Below are 13,889 nucleotides of genomic sequence, written 5' to 3' on the forward strand. Positions count from 1 at the left end.
CGGGAGAGAATATTGGGAGCAAGCAGCAAGGCCAAATACATTCGCCCAAACGCAAAAAAGCGCGCGCCATCGCTGGCGCGCGCCCGAAACTCTTCGAACGTACGGTCAAAGCATGCTGTTGATGAGGGCCGACATGGTGTCAACCGACATATCCCCCGCATATTTCTTTCCGTTGATCAGGAAGGTCGGCGTGGCGTTGACCCCGAATTCATCCGCACCGCGCGTTCTGACTGCATTAATGTCATCAAGCAGCTTCTGGTCCGTCAAGCAAGCCTGAAAGCTTTCCTGTGTAAAACCGGCGAGTTTCGCCATTTGCAGCATGGCGGCGCTGCCGTCTTCCGCCGTTGCCCATGTGCGCTGCTGCTGGAACATCATGTCGATGAACGGCAGATACTTGTCGTTGGGCGTGCAGCGGGCGAGCATGAAGGCGGCCATGGCGCGCGGGTCGAAGGGGAATTCGCGGAAGATATAATAGACCTTGCCGGTATCGATGAAGTTCTCCTTGATCGCCGGAAAGGTATCTTCCTGATACTTGGCGCAGTGCGGGCAGGTCATGGACATGTATTCGATGATCTTGACCGGCGCATCAGGTTCGCCGAGTGCGATCTCGGGAAGGCTGCCGGGCTCAAGCGCCTTGTCCATATCGACGCTGCCCTGGCTCTTCGGCAGGTCCTGCGCATGTGCCGCGGAAAAACCCATCGTGCCGATGGCCGCGCCGACAGCCGCGCCGCGCAGCAGGTTCCGCTTTGTGATCTCGAATTCAGGCATATCCTGTACCTCGTCTGTTTCCCGTAACTCTCACTAGCGACCGCGGCCAGAATCCACAAGCCGCCCGCCGCGCCAAGGCTTCAAAGAAATGTGACCGGAGCATGCTGAACGACGCCTGAACTAGCGACGCTTGTTGCGCTTCTCACTCATAACGCCGGCGCCGAGCCGCATGATCGCCTTCCTCAGCGCCTCGGATTCGATGCCTGCGAGCCGGGCCTCCAGATCCCGCGTTTCGGACGGTGACAGCGTAGGCTTCGGGCGATGATGTCCGCCGAGCGGCTGCACCGGCTTTTGAACCACCCTCACCCGCTCGATCGCCACATAGCCGAAGAAGCCGTTGACCCGGTGGATCAGCTCGTCCTGGGCGTGGGTGAGAAACAGAACCCGCGCACCCTCGCAGGCGATCGTCAGCGTCCCCGGCTTGAAACCGCCATCCTCGTTTGCGCCGTTCCGCTTCGGCCAGGCGATCTTTTCGGGACGGGAGAACTCGGCATAGGTCTCGCCGGCGATCTCCGGCCAGGCATTGAGAAGGGCGGTGGAAATGCCGGCGCGTTTTGCGAGGATCGGATCGATGAGGCTGTTGGCGACATCGGCAATCTGGCTGGCGCTTCTGGAACGAGTGGGACGCATGGGGCTTTCTCGACACGGAACATGAAAACGGGCGACAGATATTGCCCGTTTCGGTCTGGCACTGTACGCGATCAGATGAAAAAGCGCAGCACCGGAATTTCATGGACCACTTTTCTTACGACCTGCTTACCTGGTACGACCGCCACCACCGCGACCTGCCCTGGCGGACCGGCCCCGGCGACCGATTGAAGGGCGAAAGAGCCGATCCCTACCATGTCTGGCTCTCCGAGATCATGCTGCAGCAGACCACGGTGCAGGCGGTAAAGGCCTATTACGAAAAATTCCTCGCCCGCTGGCCGAGGGTCGAAGACCTCGCCGCCGCCGAAACCGACGAAGTCATGGCCGCCTGGGCCGGGCTCGGTTACTACGCCCGCGCCCGCAACCTGAAGAAATGCGCCGAAACGGTGGCCCGCGAGCATGGCGGCGTGTTTCCCGACACGTTAGAAGGGCTGAAGGCGCTGCCCGGCATCGGCGATTACACCGCCGCCGCAATCGCCGCGATCGCCTTCGACCGCCCGGAAACCGTGGTGGACGGCAATGTCGAGCGCGTGGTCACAAGGCTTTTCGCGATCGAGACGCCGCTACCCGCCGCCAAGCCTGAAATCCGCTCATGGACCGCCAAGCTGACGCCGCGCGAACGGCCCGGCGACTTCGCCCAGGCGATGATGGATCTGGGCGCCACGATCTGCACGCCGAAGCGACCGGCCTGCGCGCTCTGTCCGTTCCGCGCGCACTGTCTGGCGCTGGCCAATGACGATCCCGAGCGGTTTCCGCTGAAGATGCCGAAAGCCGCACGACCGGTGCGCCGGGGCGCGGCCTTCGTGGCCGAAACGCCGGATGGTCGCGTGCTGCTGCGCACCCGGCCCGAAGCGGGACTCCTCGGCGGCATGGCGGAACCGCCGACCACAGGCTGGACGGCTCGCCAGGATGGCGAGACCGGCAGCGACGCCGCCCCTTTCGCCGCCGAGTGGAGCCATGCGGGTGAGATCACCCACGTTTTCACCCATTTCGAACTGCGGCTTTCCGTCTGGCACGCTCTGACGTCGGAACGGCCCATCGAGGGCGGGCGATGGGAAAGCGGGCTTGGCGAAAAAGCGCTTCCCAGTGTAATGAAGAAGGCCATTTCCAAGGCCATACCCGATGCATTCAAACGGAGATCCCATGACCGCTGAAATTCGCCATATCGTCTACGACATCGGCCAGGTTCTGGTGCATTACGACCCGCTGATCCCGTTCAAGCGCATCATCCCGGACGAGGAAAAGCGGAACCGGTTCTTCGCGGAAGTCTGCACCAATGCCTGGAACCACGAGCAGGATCGCGGCCGCCCTTGGGCAGAAGCCGAGGCCGAGGCGATTGCCCGCCATCCGGAAGAGGCCGACAATATCCGCGCCTTCCGCGCCAACTGGGAAGAGATGATCCCCCATTGCTATGATGATTCCGTGGCCCTGTTCCGCAAGCTCGCTGCCTCAAAGCATGATGTCACCCTGCTGACCAATTTTGCGCCCGACACCTTCACGATCTGCCGCGCGCGCTATCCGTTTCTGGAGGAAGGCCGGGGGATCACGGTTTCCGGCGAGATTGGCATGGTCAAGCCCGACCGCGACATCTTCGAGCGCCATGCCGAGACCTTCGGCCTGACGCCGGAGGCGACGCTGTTCATCGATGACAAGGCGGAAAATATCGAGGGCGCGAAGACCGCCGGATGGCACGGCATCCGCTTCATCGACGCCGCCCAGCTGGAACGCGATCTGGCCCGCTACGGCATTACCGTATGAAAGATTTCGGGCCCGGCAGGGACCGGGCCCGAAGGATGCGTCTTATCTGGAGGTCAGGACGCCTTGTGCAGGGTTTGCCTAACAACCGATAAACGATAATGCTAAACAAATTCTATACTTAGTTGCACTCTCGCTAATATAGGTTGTATTTTGCGAGGCCTCAGATTTCGGCGGTCGCCGCGCGTATCTCGCCGCGCAGCCGGTCGATCGGATGCCGCTTTCCGGCCTCCTCGTAATGCCAGAAGGTCCAGCCATTGCAGGCCTCCGCGCCCTGCACCTGAGCGCCCAGCCGGTGGATCGAGCCGGCGGTCTGGCCGCTGACCAGCGTCCCGTCGGCGCGCACCAGCGCCACATGGTCGCCCTTGGGCGACGTCAGGCGGTCGCCGGGCGAAAGCAGGCCGCTCTCGATCAGCGAGACGAAGGCGACCCGGGGCAGTGATTTCTTGCTCGGCAGCGGCTTCAGCATGTCCGCCGCAAGCGGATCGATCGCGTCGATGCGCGCCTGCGCGGCGTCGATATAGTCCTGCTCCCGTTCCACGCCGACGAAATGACGGCCAAGCCTCTTGGCGACCGCGCCGGTGGTGCCGGAGCCGAAGAATGGATCGAGCACGACATCGCCGGGCTTCGTGGAGGACAGGATGATGCGCGACAAGAGCGCCTCCGGCTTCTGGGTCGGATGGACCTTGCGGCCCTCGTCATCCTTCAGCCGCTCGCCGCCCGAGCAGATCGGAAACAGCCAGTCGGAGCGCATCTGCACATCGTCATTGGCCGCCTTCATCGCGTCGTAATTGAAGGTATAGCCCTTGGTTTCCGAATTGGGGCTCGCCCAGATCATGGTCTCATGCGCGTTCTGGAACCGGCGGCCCTTGAAATTCGGCATCGGATTGGTCTTGCGCCAGACAATGTCGTTCAGGATCCAGAATCCGAGATCCTGCATCTTGGCGCCGACGCGGAAGATGTTGTGATAGGAGCCGATCACCCAGATCGTGCCGGTCGGCTTCAGCACCCGCTTGCAGGCCAAGAGCCAGGCGCGGGTGAAGGCATCATAGACCTCGAACGAGGCGAACTGGTCCCAGGCGTCGTCGACGGCATCGACCTTCGACTGGTCGGGGCGATGAAGCACGCCGCCAAGCTGGAGGTTATACGGCGGATCGGCGAAGATCGCGTCGACCGAGTGATCGGGCAGGTTTTCAAGCGCCGCGACGCAATCGCCCTTGATGATGGTGTCGAGCCACGGCGCGGGACGCGCCGCCTTTGCCTGAAGGGCGGAAACCGGAACCATGTGATACTCGCTTGTTACACGTACTCGAAAACTGGTGACGAAGCGGATTCTCCGCGAGTTTGGTTACCAAAGCCTGAAGCCCGCGCAAAAATGTCGCGGCCTGCTTTTCCCGCATCACAAGTGTATGGACATGCTGTATTCATATTTCAGGTTGTATAGAGGCCCGGATTGAAACCGCCGCCGGCACGCGCAGCTTGCGATGGCACTGTGCGCAACAGGAGATACAGATGTACAAGCCCTTCATCACAGGCTTTGCAAGCGCAGGCCTTCTTCTTGCCCCGGTCAGCGGCCTTGCTGCCGACGAACCCAATGATACCGCCGTCATCGCCGAGCAGGCCACCGTCTACGGCCTGCCGATGGTGGACCTCTACAAGCTGATGTACGACCAGGCGATCGATACGAACGGTTCGCAGTTCAAGGCGCCGTTCAACACGCTGCACAATGAATCCAACGTGTTCACTCCGGCCGACACCTCGATCGTCACACCCAACAGCGACACGCCCTATTCCGAACTGTGGATGGACCTGCGCGCCGAGCCGCTGGTGCTGTGCGTGCCGGCAATCGACGAGGACCGCTACTACTCGGTGATGCTGACATCGCTCTACACCTTCAATTTTGGCTATATCGGCTCGCGCGCCACCGGCAATGACACCGCCTGCTATGCCGTTGCCGGTCCCGATTGGAAGGGCGATGCGCCGAAGGGTATCGCCAAGGTGTTCCAGTCCGAGACCGAATTCGCGACCGCGCTCTACCGCACCCAGCTTTTCAACCCGGCCGACATCGACAATGTCCGCAAGGTCCAGGCCGGCTATACTGTGGAGCCGCTTTCCGCATTCCTCGGCGAAGCAGCGCCCGCGCCGGCGCCCGCCATTGACTGGCCGAAGATCGATGACCAGTCGGCGAAGGAAAATCCCCTCGGCTATCTCGCCTTCCTGCTTCAGTTCGCCCCGGCGACCGGCCCTGCGGCCGTGGAACAGCCGCTGCGCGAAAAATTCGCCAGTATCGGGCTGGGAGCCGGCAAGCCGTTCCCGCCGGCCGGCGTCAGCGAAGCCGAACTTGCAGCGATCGAGCAAGGCGTGAAGGCCGCCCGCGCCGACATCGCAAACGCGATCAAATCCATGGGCAAGATCGAAAACGGCTGGAGCGTAAGCACGGGCATTCAGGGCAACCGCGATGGCTATGCCGGCAATTGGGGCCTGCGCGCGGCCGTCGCCGTCGCGGGTCTTCTCGCTAATGATACCGCCGAGGCGGTCTATCCGATCACCAATATCGACATCGACCACAACAGACTGGACGGCTCGAAATCGGATTACACCATCACCTTCAAGCCCGGCGAACTGCCGCCCGCCAACGCCTTCTGGTCAGTCACCATGTATGACGGCAAGACCCAGCACCTCGTGCCCAACCCGATCGACCGCTATCTCATCAACGCGCCGATGCTGCCGGAACTGACCAAGAACGCCGACGGCTCGCTCACCCTCTACCTCCAGAAGGACGCGCCGACGGACCCCGCGAAAAAGGCCAACTGGTTGCCCGCGCCTGACGGGTCCTTTTATGTCGCGATGCGCATCTACTGGCCGAAACAGGCCGTCCTCGACGGCGACTGGCAACCGCCCGGGATCATCCCCCAGAAGGGCTAGCGCAACAGGCGGCCGGGTCTTCGCGACGTAGCCGCGGTCCGTTCAGACCGGCGCGTTCAAGCAGACCGATGCGCCCCCTCCCGGCTCATCGCCAGCAGTGCGAGCCCGAAGACCGGCAGCAGGATATCGGTCCAGAACACGACGCCGGCATTGCCCGGCGCGAAATTGTGGGAGCGCACCATATCGATCACGTGGCCGACCGCAGCCCCCCAGAGAAAGCAGGTGGGGCCGACGATCGCGGCCATCCTGAGGCCGCGATTGCCGGCAAAGGCCATGAACCCGACCACGGCGAAGCCGAGGCTTGCATAGCCGACCTCCGCCTGGAAAGGGCTGTCCGCCCAGCCGATGAACGAGGCCGTCATCTTGCCGAAGAAGACATGCATGACGAAGTTGTAGAACAGCGAGACGCCGATCGAGAAGAACAGGAACCAGGCGAGCAAGGCCTCGACCACGGCGCCTTGCGGACGCGGCGGCCGCTGCGCGGCAAGCGCGATCGCCGCGGCGACCAGGCCGAAGACGAAGCAGGTCAATGTGAAGTTCGAAAGCGCAAAGGTGATCGCAGCGGCCATCCGGCCCTCCCTCTCTCCGCCGCCCAGCACGGCGCCCGGCCGCATGATAGCGCCGGACGGTGTGTCTGAAAATCGGCTTTCGCCGCCCCGGGAACATAAACGGGGGCGCTTCGTTGGACGTAAAAGAGCCGTTTCCCAATCTCTGTGACGGACACGGCCAAAATGCCTGAAGCATTGGAGGGAAGGAATGGCCGAGAATAAGAAAACCGCCAGACTTTACCGGATGGTGATGCCCGATCACATCTGCCCCTATGGCCTGAAATCCAAGGACATGCTGGAGCGGCACGGCTATCGGGTCGAAGATCACCATCTGAAGACGCGCGAGGAAACCGATGCCTTTCAGCGCGAGCATGATGTCGAAACAACGCCGCAGACCTTTATCGACGGCGAGCGGATCGGCGGCTATGACGATCTCAGGGTGTTTCTCGGCGTCGACCCGCCCAAGGAAGAGCAATCCGATACAAGCTATCGCCCGGTGATCGCGATCTTTTCGGTCGCGGCCCTGCTCGCGCTGGGCCTTGCCCTTCACCAGTACGGCACCGTCCTGACATGGCAGACCGTGATCTGGTTCATCTCGCTTTCGATGACGATCCTCGCGATCCAGAAACTGCAGGATGTGGAACAGTTCTCGATCATGTTCCTGAACTATGATCTGCTCGCGAGACGCTTTGTGCCCTATGGCAAGGTCTACCCCTATGGCGAGGCTCTTGCGGGCATATTGATGACCGCCGGTCTGCTGCCCTGGCTTTCGGCGCCGGTGGCGCTTTTCATCGGGACGGTGGGCGCGGTCAGCGTGTTCAAGGCGGTCTATATCGACAAGCGCGAACTGAAATGCGCCTGCGTCGGCGGCAATTCCTCCGTTCCGCTGGGCTTCATCTCGCTGACCGAGAACCTGATGATGATCCTGATGGGCCTGTGGATGGGCGGCCGATTCCTTCTGGGCGCTTGAGCCAAACGCCCGTTCCCGCTACGCCCAGAAGGCAGGCACCGTTTCCTCAAGCCGCGGCCCGAGCCTGAGCGGCGCGATCTTTTCCGCCAGTCCCGTGCGATCCGATATCTCGACGCCAAGCCCGCAGATGGTGGCCGGGCCGGTGGCGGCTTCGAAGCGGGACTTGTTCATTTTCGAGATGAAGCGGTTGAGCGGTTCTTCCTTGTCCATACCCAGCGAAGAATCGTAATCGCCGCACATGCCGGCATCCGACATGAAGCCGGTGCCGCCGTTGAGAATCTGGCAATCGGCGGTCGGTACATGGGTGTGGGTGCCGACGACGAGGCTGGCGCGGCCATCGACGAAATGACCGAAGGCCTGTTTCTCGCTGGTCGCCTCGGCATGGAAATCGAACACGATCGCATCGGCCTCGCTCTTCAGCGGGCAGGCTTCCAGGATTGTCTCGGCGGCCTTGAAGGGATCGTCCAGCTCGGGATGCATGAACACCCGGCCCATGATGTTGGCGACAAGAACCCGCGCGCCGTTTCTGGCGTAATAGAGCGATGAGCCGCGCCCGGGCGTGCCTGCCGGATAATTAGCGGGGCGCAGAAACTGCTCATGCCGGTCGGCGAAGATGATGGCGTCCTTCTGGTCCCAGACATGGTTACCAGTGGTCACCACATCGGCGCCGGCATCGATCGTGTCCTGGAAGATCGTCTCGGTGATGCCGAATCCGCCGGCCGCATTCTCGCCATTGACGATCACGAAATCGAGCTTCAGATCGCTGATCAGGCCGGGTAGCCGCTCCCACACCGCCGTGCGCCCCGTCTTGCCGACCATGTCCCCCAGAAAAAGCAAACGCATGAAATTCCATCCTGCCGCGCGCGCCGCGCATTGGTTTTGCGGCCGGTTTAGAGCCGTTGAGGCGGTCATGGCAATGATTTTGTGCCGCGAAAGCGCGCGCGGCGGCTCAGAAGCCTTCCGGCGGATCGCAGAACCAGGCAAGCCCCGTCTCGGTGATCACGCCGTCGAGCGGCATGTCATGGGCTTCGGCGGGCACTGCCGGCGCCTCCTGAAGATCGAAGGCGACGGCGATCAGCAGCGGCTTGCGGCCCTTTGCAACCAGCCGTTCGATCGCGCGGTCATAATGGCCGGCGCCATAGCCGATGCGGTTGCCCCGCCGGTCGAACACGGAAAGCGGCATCAGCAGAATATCCGGATCGACGATCTCCGCCTCCTCCCCCGGCGCCATTGTGCCGAAGCCGCCGGGCACCAGCGTCCCGGCAGCACTATGGGCGCGGAAGACGATGGTCTCGCGGTCGATGACAGCGGGAAGCGCAAGCCGCGCGCCGGCATCCTCCAGCATGTGGGCGAGCAGCGCGACATCGACTTCGGAACGGATCGGGTGATAGGCGGCAACGCACTTGCCGGCGGCAAACCGCGACAGCGCCTCGGCGCCGTGGGTGGCGATCGCCAGGCTTTTCTCCTGCCGCGCGTCGACGGACAGCGCGTCGCGCCGTTTCAGGCTCGCGCTGCGCAGTTCGGGTTTTGCGGGAAGGGCCAAGAGAGTTCTCCCCCGGTAAGAAGTGCGGTCCACGGCAACCGATGGAATCGGTTGGATCCTGGGCGCCTACAGAAGTAGGTGGGCGCCATATAACCAAGCCCACGGGCCAGGTCAGGGACAGCTCCCTTAGGATCGAGTAAGGCCCCGGGGATTCGTGTTGATTCCTGTCGAGAAGCGCAGACCGTAACTCTTATATAGAGTGTCGCATCGTCCGCTGGAAGGGGGAAGCATAGCTATATTTTCGTCCGCCACCGCAGCGGTCGGCACATCAAAGGCCGCGTCTATTTCGACACGCCGGAGACTTTGCGCGAGAGCGTCGTGATCCGCTCCGCGAGGTTCTCCAGCCTGTCGGCCAGCGCATCGGCCTCGGCCGCCCGGTTTTCGTCGGCCGAGCCGGCGGCGCGGCGCAATTCAGCAAGCTCCGCTGCATTGGCGTCCACCGCCGCCTGCAGATCGTGAAGCTCATCCATGATCATGATCCCGGCCATCACCGTCAGGCGCAGATCGCCGATCTCGCCGAAACTGCCGCGCAGGTTGGAGATATAGGAATCGAAGCGGGCGGCGAGGTCCAGCAGGTGATCCTCCTGGCCTTCCTCGCAGGCCATTCGGTAGGCCTTGCCATCGATATTGACCGTGACTTGCGCCATCTGCCTCGCCCCTATTTTTCGTGGGCGAGAACGGAGCGTATGGTCTCCATTGCCGCCACCAGCCGACCGGAAACCTCGCGGTTGACTTCCTCGAGCCGGTTCGCGCGGAACTGCGCCTGGTCGAGTTCGCGCGCGAGCCCCGCGCGGTCCTCATGCACGATCCGGACCTCGTTTTCGAGCTCCTCGCGGTTCTGGAGGTTTTCGGCGCGGGCGTCGAGCGCATTTTCCAATGTCGAAAATGCCTTTTCGAGCGCGCTCAGCGCCGCGTCCAACCGGTCAGTGTTTGCGACCATTCTTTAGAACCCCACCCCGTGATGGAATTTGACCCGGCATCTTCGACAAACCGTCGCGTCGCCGGAGCGAATCGCCAAGATGCTCTAATTATCATTATGATCTTAGGGAGAGCTAACAGCAAAGGTCAACGCAGGTCGGCAGTTGTCAATAGGAAACTTGGTCCGCCGGCCGACATTTACGATTTGCCGCGGCACACCTTTCGACCGGCCAATGCGACACAGCCGCAAAGCCCGCAAACTTGCCGATTAAGCGGTGGCAGGCCCGTATGAAATGGTGTAGGGTCGCGGCGTTTTCCGGGCAAGGGGGCGCCTGCGGACGGCCGCCCTGATTGGCCGGATCAACATAATAGTTTTCGCGGCAGCATTGCCGTCCGGCGATTTCGCCGGTAATCCGTCGACCAGTGTCACTCCCGAAGACCGATGTCATTCCCACAGACTCAAGAAAAGCGAAGAAGAACATGACTTCTCTTGATAAACATAACCGGATGGCCAACGCGATCCGCTTCCTTTCCATGGATGCCGTGCAGAAGGCCAATTCCGGCCATCCCGGCCTGCCGATGGGCGCGGCCGATGTCGCGACGGTGCTGTTCACCCGCTTCATGCGCTTCGATCCCAAGAACCCCGACTGGCCGAACCGCGACCGTTTCGTGCTGTCGGCCGGCCATGGCTCGATGCTGCTTTACTCGTTGCTCTATCTCCTCGGCTACGAGGACATGACGATCGAGGATATCAAGAATTTCCGCCAACTCGGCTCCAAGACCGCCGGTCACCCCGAATACGGCCACGCCTCCGGCATCGAGACCACCACCGGTCCGCTCGGCCAGGGCATTGCCAATGCGCTTGGCATGGCGATCGCCGAACGCAAGCTCGCCAATGAATTCGGCGACGAGCTGATGGACCATTACACCTATGCGCTTTGCGGCGACGGTTGCCTGATGGAAGGCATCAGCCAGGAGGCGATCTCGCTTGCCGGCCACCTGAAGCTGAACAAGTTCGTGCTGTTCTGGGACAACAACTCGATCACCATCGACGGCGCGGTTTCGCTCTCCGATTCGACCGACCAGATCGCCCGCTTCAAGGCCTGCAACTGGCACACGATCGATATCGACGGTCACAATCCGGATGAGATCGCGGCCGCGATCGAAGAGGCGCACAAGTCCGACAAGCCGACCCTGATCGCCTGCAAGACCACGATCGGTTACGGCGCGCCCAAGAAGGCCGGCACCAACAAGGTTCACGGCTCGCCGCTCGGCGACGAGGAAATCGCAGCGACCCGCAAGGCGCTCGGCTGGGAATATCCGGCATTCGAGGTTCCGGAGGAAATCCTCGACGCCTGGCGCGTCGCGGGCCTGCGCTCCACCAAGACCCGCGTCGAGTGGGAAAAGAAGCTCAACGCCGCCAAGGCCGATGTGAAGGCGGAATTCAACCGCCGCTTCGCCGGCGACCTGCCGGGCTCGTTCGACCGTGCGATCCAGAAGTACAAGAAGGAGCTTGCCGAGGAGAAGCCGACGCTCGCCTCGCGCAAATCCTCGCAGAACGCGCTCGAAGTCATCAATGGTGTTGTGCCGGAAACTTTCGGCGGCTCGGCCGACCTGACCGGCTCCAACAACACCAATACCAGCCAGACCGCGCCGATCACGCCGGACGACTTCTCCGGCCGGTTCATGCATTGGGGCATCCGCGAGCACGCCATGGCGGCTGCCATGAACGGCATCGCGCTCCATGGCGGGCTGATCCCCTATTCCGGCGGCTTCCTGATCTTCTCCGACTATTGCCGCACCTCGGTGCGCCTGGCGGCGCTGATGGGCATTCGCGTCATCCATGTCTGGACGCATGATTCGATCGGCGTCGGCGAGGATGGCCCGACCCACGAGCCGGTCGAGCAGATGGCCTCGCTGCGCGCCGTGCCGAACCTTCTTATGTTCCGCCCGGCCGATGCGATGGAAACCGCCGAATGCTGGCAGCTCGCGCTGGAAAGCAAGCATGCCCCCTCGGGCCTCGCGCTGACCCGCCAGAACCTGCCGGCGGTGCGCACCAAATATACCGAGAAGAACCTGTGCGCGACCGGCGCCTATGATCTGATCCCGGCGAATGATGCCGAAGTCACGATCTTCGCCGCCGGCTCCGAAGTGGGGCTCGCGGTCGAGGCGCAGAAGACGCTCGACGGCAAGGGCATTTCCACCCGCGTCGTTTCCGTGCCCTGCATGGAACTGTTCTTCGAACAGCCGGAAGACTACCAGAAGGCGATCATCGGCAATTCGCCGATCAAGGTCGGCGTCGAAGCCGGCGTGCGCATGGGCTGGGACCAGTTCATCGGCTCGGACGGCATCTTCATCGGCATGACCGGCTACGGCGCGTCCGGCAAGGGCGAGGCGCTGTTCGAGCATTTCGGCATCACCGCCGATGCCGTGGTCAAGGCCGTGGAAAAGAAGCGCGCCTGATTTGACGAACCGCAAGCCGCCCGGCTCCAAAACCGGGCGGCAGGCCGGAAAATGCCGTAAACCAAAGTTGTTTGCTGAAATTCCGGTCGTAACTGTTTATATCGGGGCCGAGGCCTCGCAAGACCGTTTTCTCCGCTCCCTCCCCGGAAGCTTCCAGAGATGTGCGGCCTTGGGACTTTGTGAAACTATTCGCGAATAGGGAGTTTCTGACATGACTGTAAAAGTTGCCATCAATGGCTTTGGCCGCATCGGCCGCAACATTCTGCGCGCCATCATCGAATCCGGCCGCACCGATATCGAAGTCGTTGCCATCAACGATCTCGGCCCGGTTGAAACCAACGCCCACCTTCTGAAATACGACTCCGTTCATGGCCGTTTCCCCCATGAGGTGAAGGTAGATGGCGACACGATCGACGCCGGCCGCGGCCCGATGCGCGTGACCGCCATTCGCGACCCCAAGGACCTGCCCTGGAGCGACGTCGATATCGCGCTGGAATGCACCGGCATCTTCACCGCCAAGGAAAAGGCGGAAATCCTGCTGCAGAGCGGCGTGAAGCGCGTTCTGGTATCCGCACCGTCCGCCGGCGCAGACAAGACCATCGTCTATGGCGTCAACCACGACCAGCTTACCAAGGACGACATCATCGTCTCCAACGGTTCGTGCACCACCAACTGCCTCGCGCCCGTCGCCTACGTGCTGCATGAGAAGTTCGGCATCGAGCGTGGCTACATGACCACGATCCACTCCTACACCGGCGACCAGCCGACGCTGGACACGATGCACAAGGACCTCTACCGCGCCCGCGCGGCGGCCCTCTCCATCATCCCGACCTCGACGGGCGCGGCCAAGGCGATCGGCCTCGTCATTCCGGAACTGAAGGGCAAGCTCGACGGTTCCTCGATCCGCGTTCCGACCCCGAACGTCTCGGTCGTCGACCTGAAATTCGTGCCGACCCGCGACGTGACCGAGGAAGAAGTCAACGCCGCGATCAAGGAAGCCGCCGAAGGCAAGCTGAAGGGCGTTCTGGAATACAGCGAAGAGCCGCTGGTCTCCCGCGACTTCAACCACGACCCGGCCTCCTCGATCTTCTCCGGTCTGCAGACCAAGGTTCTCGAAGGCAAGCTCGTGCGCGTCCTGTCGTGGTACGACAATGAATGGGGCTTCTCCAACCGCATGGGCGACGTCGCCGTCGCCATGGGCAAGCTGCTGTAAGCTTCGCGAAGCCTATCGGAATGCAGAGGCCGGGTTCGTCCCGGCCTCTTTTTGTTGGACATTCCCGAAGGGATGTTGGCTCTGGCAGAGCGTGCAAGCAGCGCTCATCGTGTGGCCTGGATGCTCGGATCAAGTCCG

At 62.3% G+C, this 13,889-nt stretch carries 14 protein-coding genes and 1 other RNA gene; 6 read left to right on the top strand and 9 right to left on the bottom strand.

What is annotated here, in order from left to right; genetic code table 11:
• Positions 1–105: 105 nt before the first annotated feature.
• A complete protein-coding gene (locus B4E36_RS20900) occupies positions 106–768 on the bottom strand; it encodes a DsbA family protein (RefSeq protein ID WP_292051527.1) in 663 nt (220 codons plus the stop codon).
• Positions 769–888: 120 nt separating this feature from the next.
• Positions 889–1,398, bottom strand: coding sequence for a DUF721 domain-containing protein (locus tag B4E36_RS20905; protein ID WP_292051526.1), 510 nt, complete (start codon positions 1,396–1,398; stop codon positions 889–891).
• 101 nt (positions 1,399–1,499) lie between these two features.
• Between B4E36_RS20905 and mutY the strand changes: the two genes are divergently transcribed.
• Together mutY and B4E36_RS20915 are read left to right on the top strand one after the other, a co-directional pair.
• On the top strand, positions 1,500–2,570 hold the full coding sequence (gene mutY, locus B4E36_RS20910) for an A/G-specific adenine glycosylase (RefSeq protein WP_292051524.1): 1,071 nt from the start codon (positions 1,500–1,502) through the stop codon (positions 2,568–2,570).
• On the top strand, positions 2,560–3,174 hold the full coding sequence (locus B4E36_RS20915) for an HAD family hydrolase (protein ID WP_292051521.1): 615 nt from the start codon (positions 2,560–2,562) through the stop codon (positions 3,172–3,174). The genes mutY and B4E36_RS20915 overlap by 11 nt, the downstream gene beginning before the upstream one ends.
• 160 nt (positions 3,175–3,334) lie before the next feature.
• Here the strand turns inward: B4E36_RS20915 and B4E36_RS20920 are convergent, their stop codons facing one another.
• Entirely contained in the window at positions 3,335–4,456 is a 1,122-nt protein-coding gene (locus B4E36_RS20920; protein WP_292051519.1) for a site-specific DNA-methyltransferase, read from the bottom strand.
• Between the two features lie 227 nt (positions 4,457–4,683).
• On the opposite strand from B4E36_RS20920, the gene B4E36_RS20925 reads away from it, so the two are divergent.
• Positions 4,684–6,096 (top strand): DUF1254 domain-containing protein, encoded by a 1,413-nt coding sequence (locus tag B4E36_RS20925; protein ID WP_292052210.1) that lies wholly within the window; start codon positions 4,684–4,686, stop codon positions 6,094–6,096.
• Between the two features lie 56 nt (positions 6,097–6,152).
• Here the strand turns inward: B4E36_RS20925 and B4E36_RS20930 are convergent, their stop codons facing one another.
• Positions 6,153–6,665 (bottom strand): DUF6790 family protein, encoded by a 513-nt coding sequence (locus B4E36_RS20930; RefSeq protein WP_292052208.1) that lies wholly within the window; start codon positions 6,663–6,665, stop codon positions 6,153–6,155.
• Positions 6,666–6,852: 187 nt separating this feature from the next.
• On the opposite strand from B4E36_RS20930, the gene B4E36_RS20935 reads away from it, so the two are divergent.
• Positions 6,853–7,614, top strand: coding sequence for a glutaredoxin family protein (locus tag B4E36_RS20935; protein ID WP_345900781.1), 762 nt, complete (start codon positions 6,853–6,855; stop codon positions 7,612–7,614).
• Positions 7,615–7,632: 18 nt separating this feature from the next.
• Here the strand turns inward: B4E36_RS20935 and B4E36_RS20940 are convergent, their stop codons facing one another.
• From B4E36_RS20940 to B4E36_RS20960, 5 genes are all read right to left on the bottom strand, one after another.
• Positions 7,633–8,457 carry a TIGR00282 family metallophosphoesterase gene (locus B4E36_RS20940; protein WP_292052204.1) on the bottom strand — a complete coding sequence of 275 codons (825 nt, stop codon included), beginning with the start codon at positions 8,455–8,457 and terminating at the stop codon, positions 7,633–7,635.
• Between the two features lie 106 nt (positions 8,458–8,563).
• Positions 8,564–9,157 (bottom strand): 5-formyltetrahydrofolate cyclo-ligase, encoded by a 594-nt coding sequence (locus tag B4E36_RS20945; RefSeq protein ID WP_292052202.1) that lies wholly within the window; start codon positions 9,155–9,157, stop codon positions 8,564–8,566.
• Positions 9,158–9,179: 22 nt separating this feature from the next.
• Positions 9,180–9,343: non-coding RNA, 6S RNA (gene ssrS / locus B4E36_RS20950), on the bottom strand.
• Between the two features lie 95 nt (positions 9,344–9,438).
• Positions 9,439–9,804: a cell division protein ZapA gene (locus B4E36_RS20955; protein ID WP_345900782.1), complete on the bottom strand. Its 366-nt coding sequence runs from the start codon at positions 9,802–9,804 to the stop codon at positions 9,439–9,441.
• A gap of 11 nt (positions 9,805–9,815) precedes the next feature.
• The gene (locus tag B4E36_RS20960; RefSeq protein WP_026173800.1) at positions 9,816–10,097 is read right to left on the bottom strand and encodes a DUF4164 domain-containing protein; all 282 of its coding nucleotides are present in this window, start codon (positions 10,095–10,097) and stop codon (positions 9,816–9,818) included.
• Between the two features lie 458 nt (positions 10,098–10,555).
• Between B4E36_RS20960 and tkt the strand changes: the two genes are divergently transcribed.
• Positions 10,556–12,538, top strand: a complete 1,983-nt coding sequence (gene tkt / locus B4E36_RS20965; RefSeq protein WP_292052194.1) for a transketolase — start codon at positions 10,556–10,558, stop codon at positions 12,536–12,538.
• 211 nt (positions 12,539–12,749) lie between these two features.
• Positions 12,750–13,751 carry a type I glyceraldehyde-3-phosphate dehydrogenase gene (gene gap, locus B4E36_RS20970; protein WP_292052192.1) on the top strand — a complete coding sequence of 334 codons (1,002 nt, stop codon included), beginning with the start codon at positions 12,750–12,752 and terminating at the stop codon, positions 13,749–13,751.
• Positions 13,752–13,889: the final 138 nt, after the last annotated feature.

Source organism: Martelella sp. UBA3392, assembly GCF_002358775.1.
In the GTDB taxonomy this organism is placed as follows: domain Bacteria; phylum Pseudomonadota; class Alphaproteobacteria; order Rhizobiales; family Rhizobiaceae; genus Martelella; species Martelella mediterranea.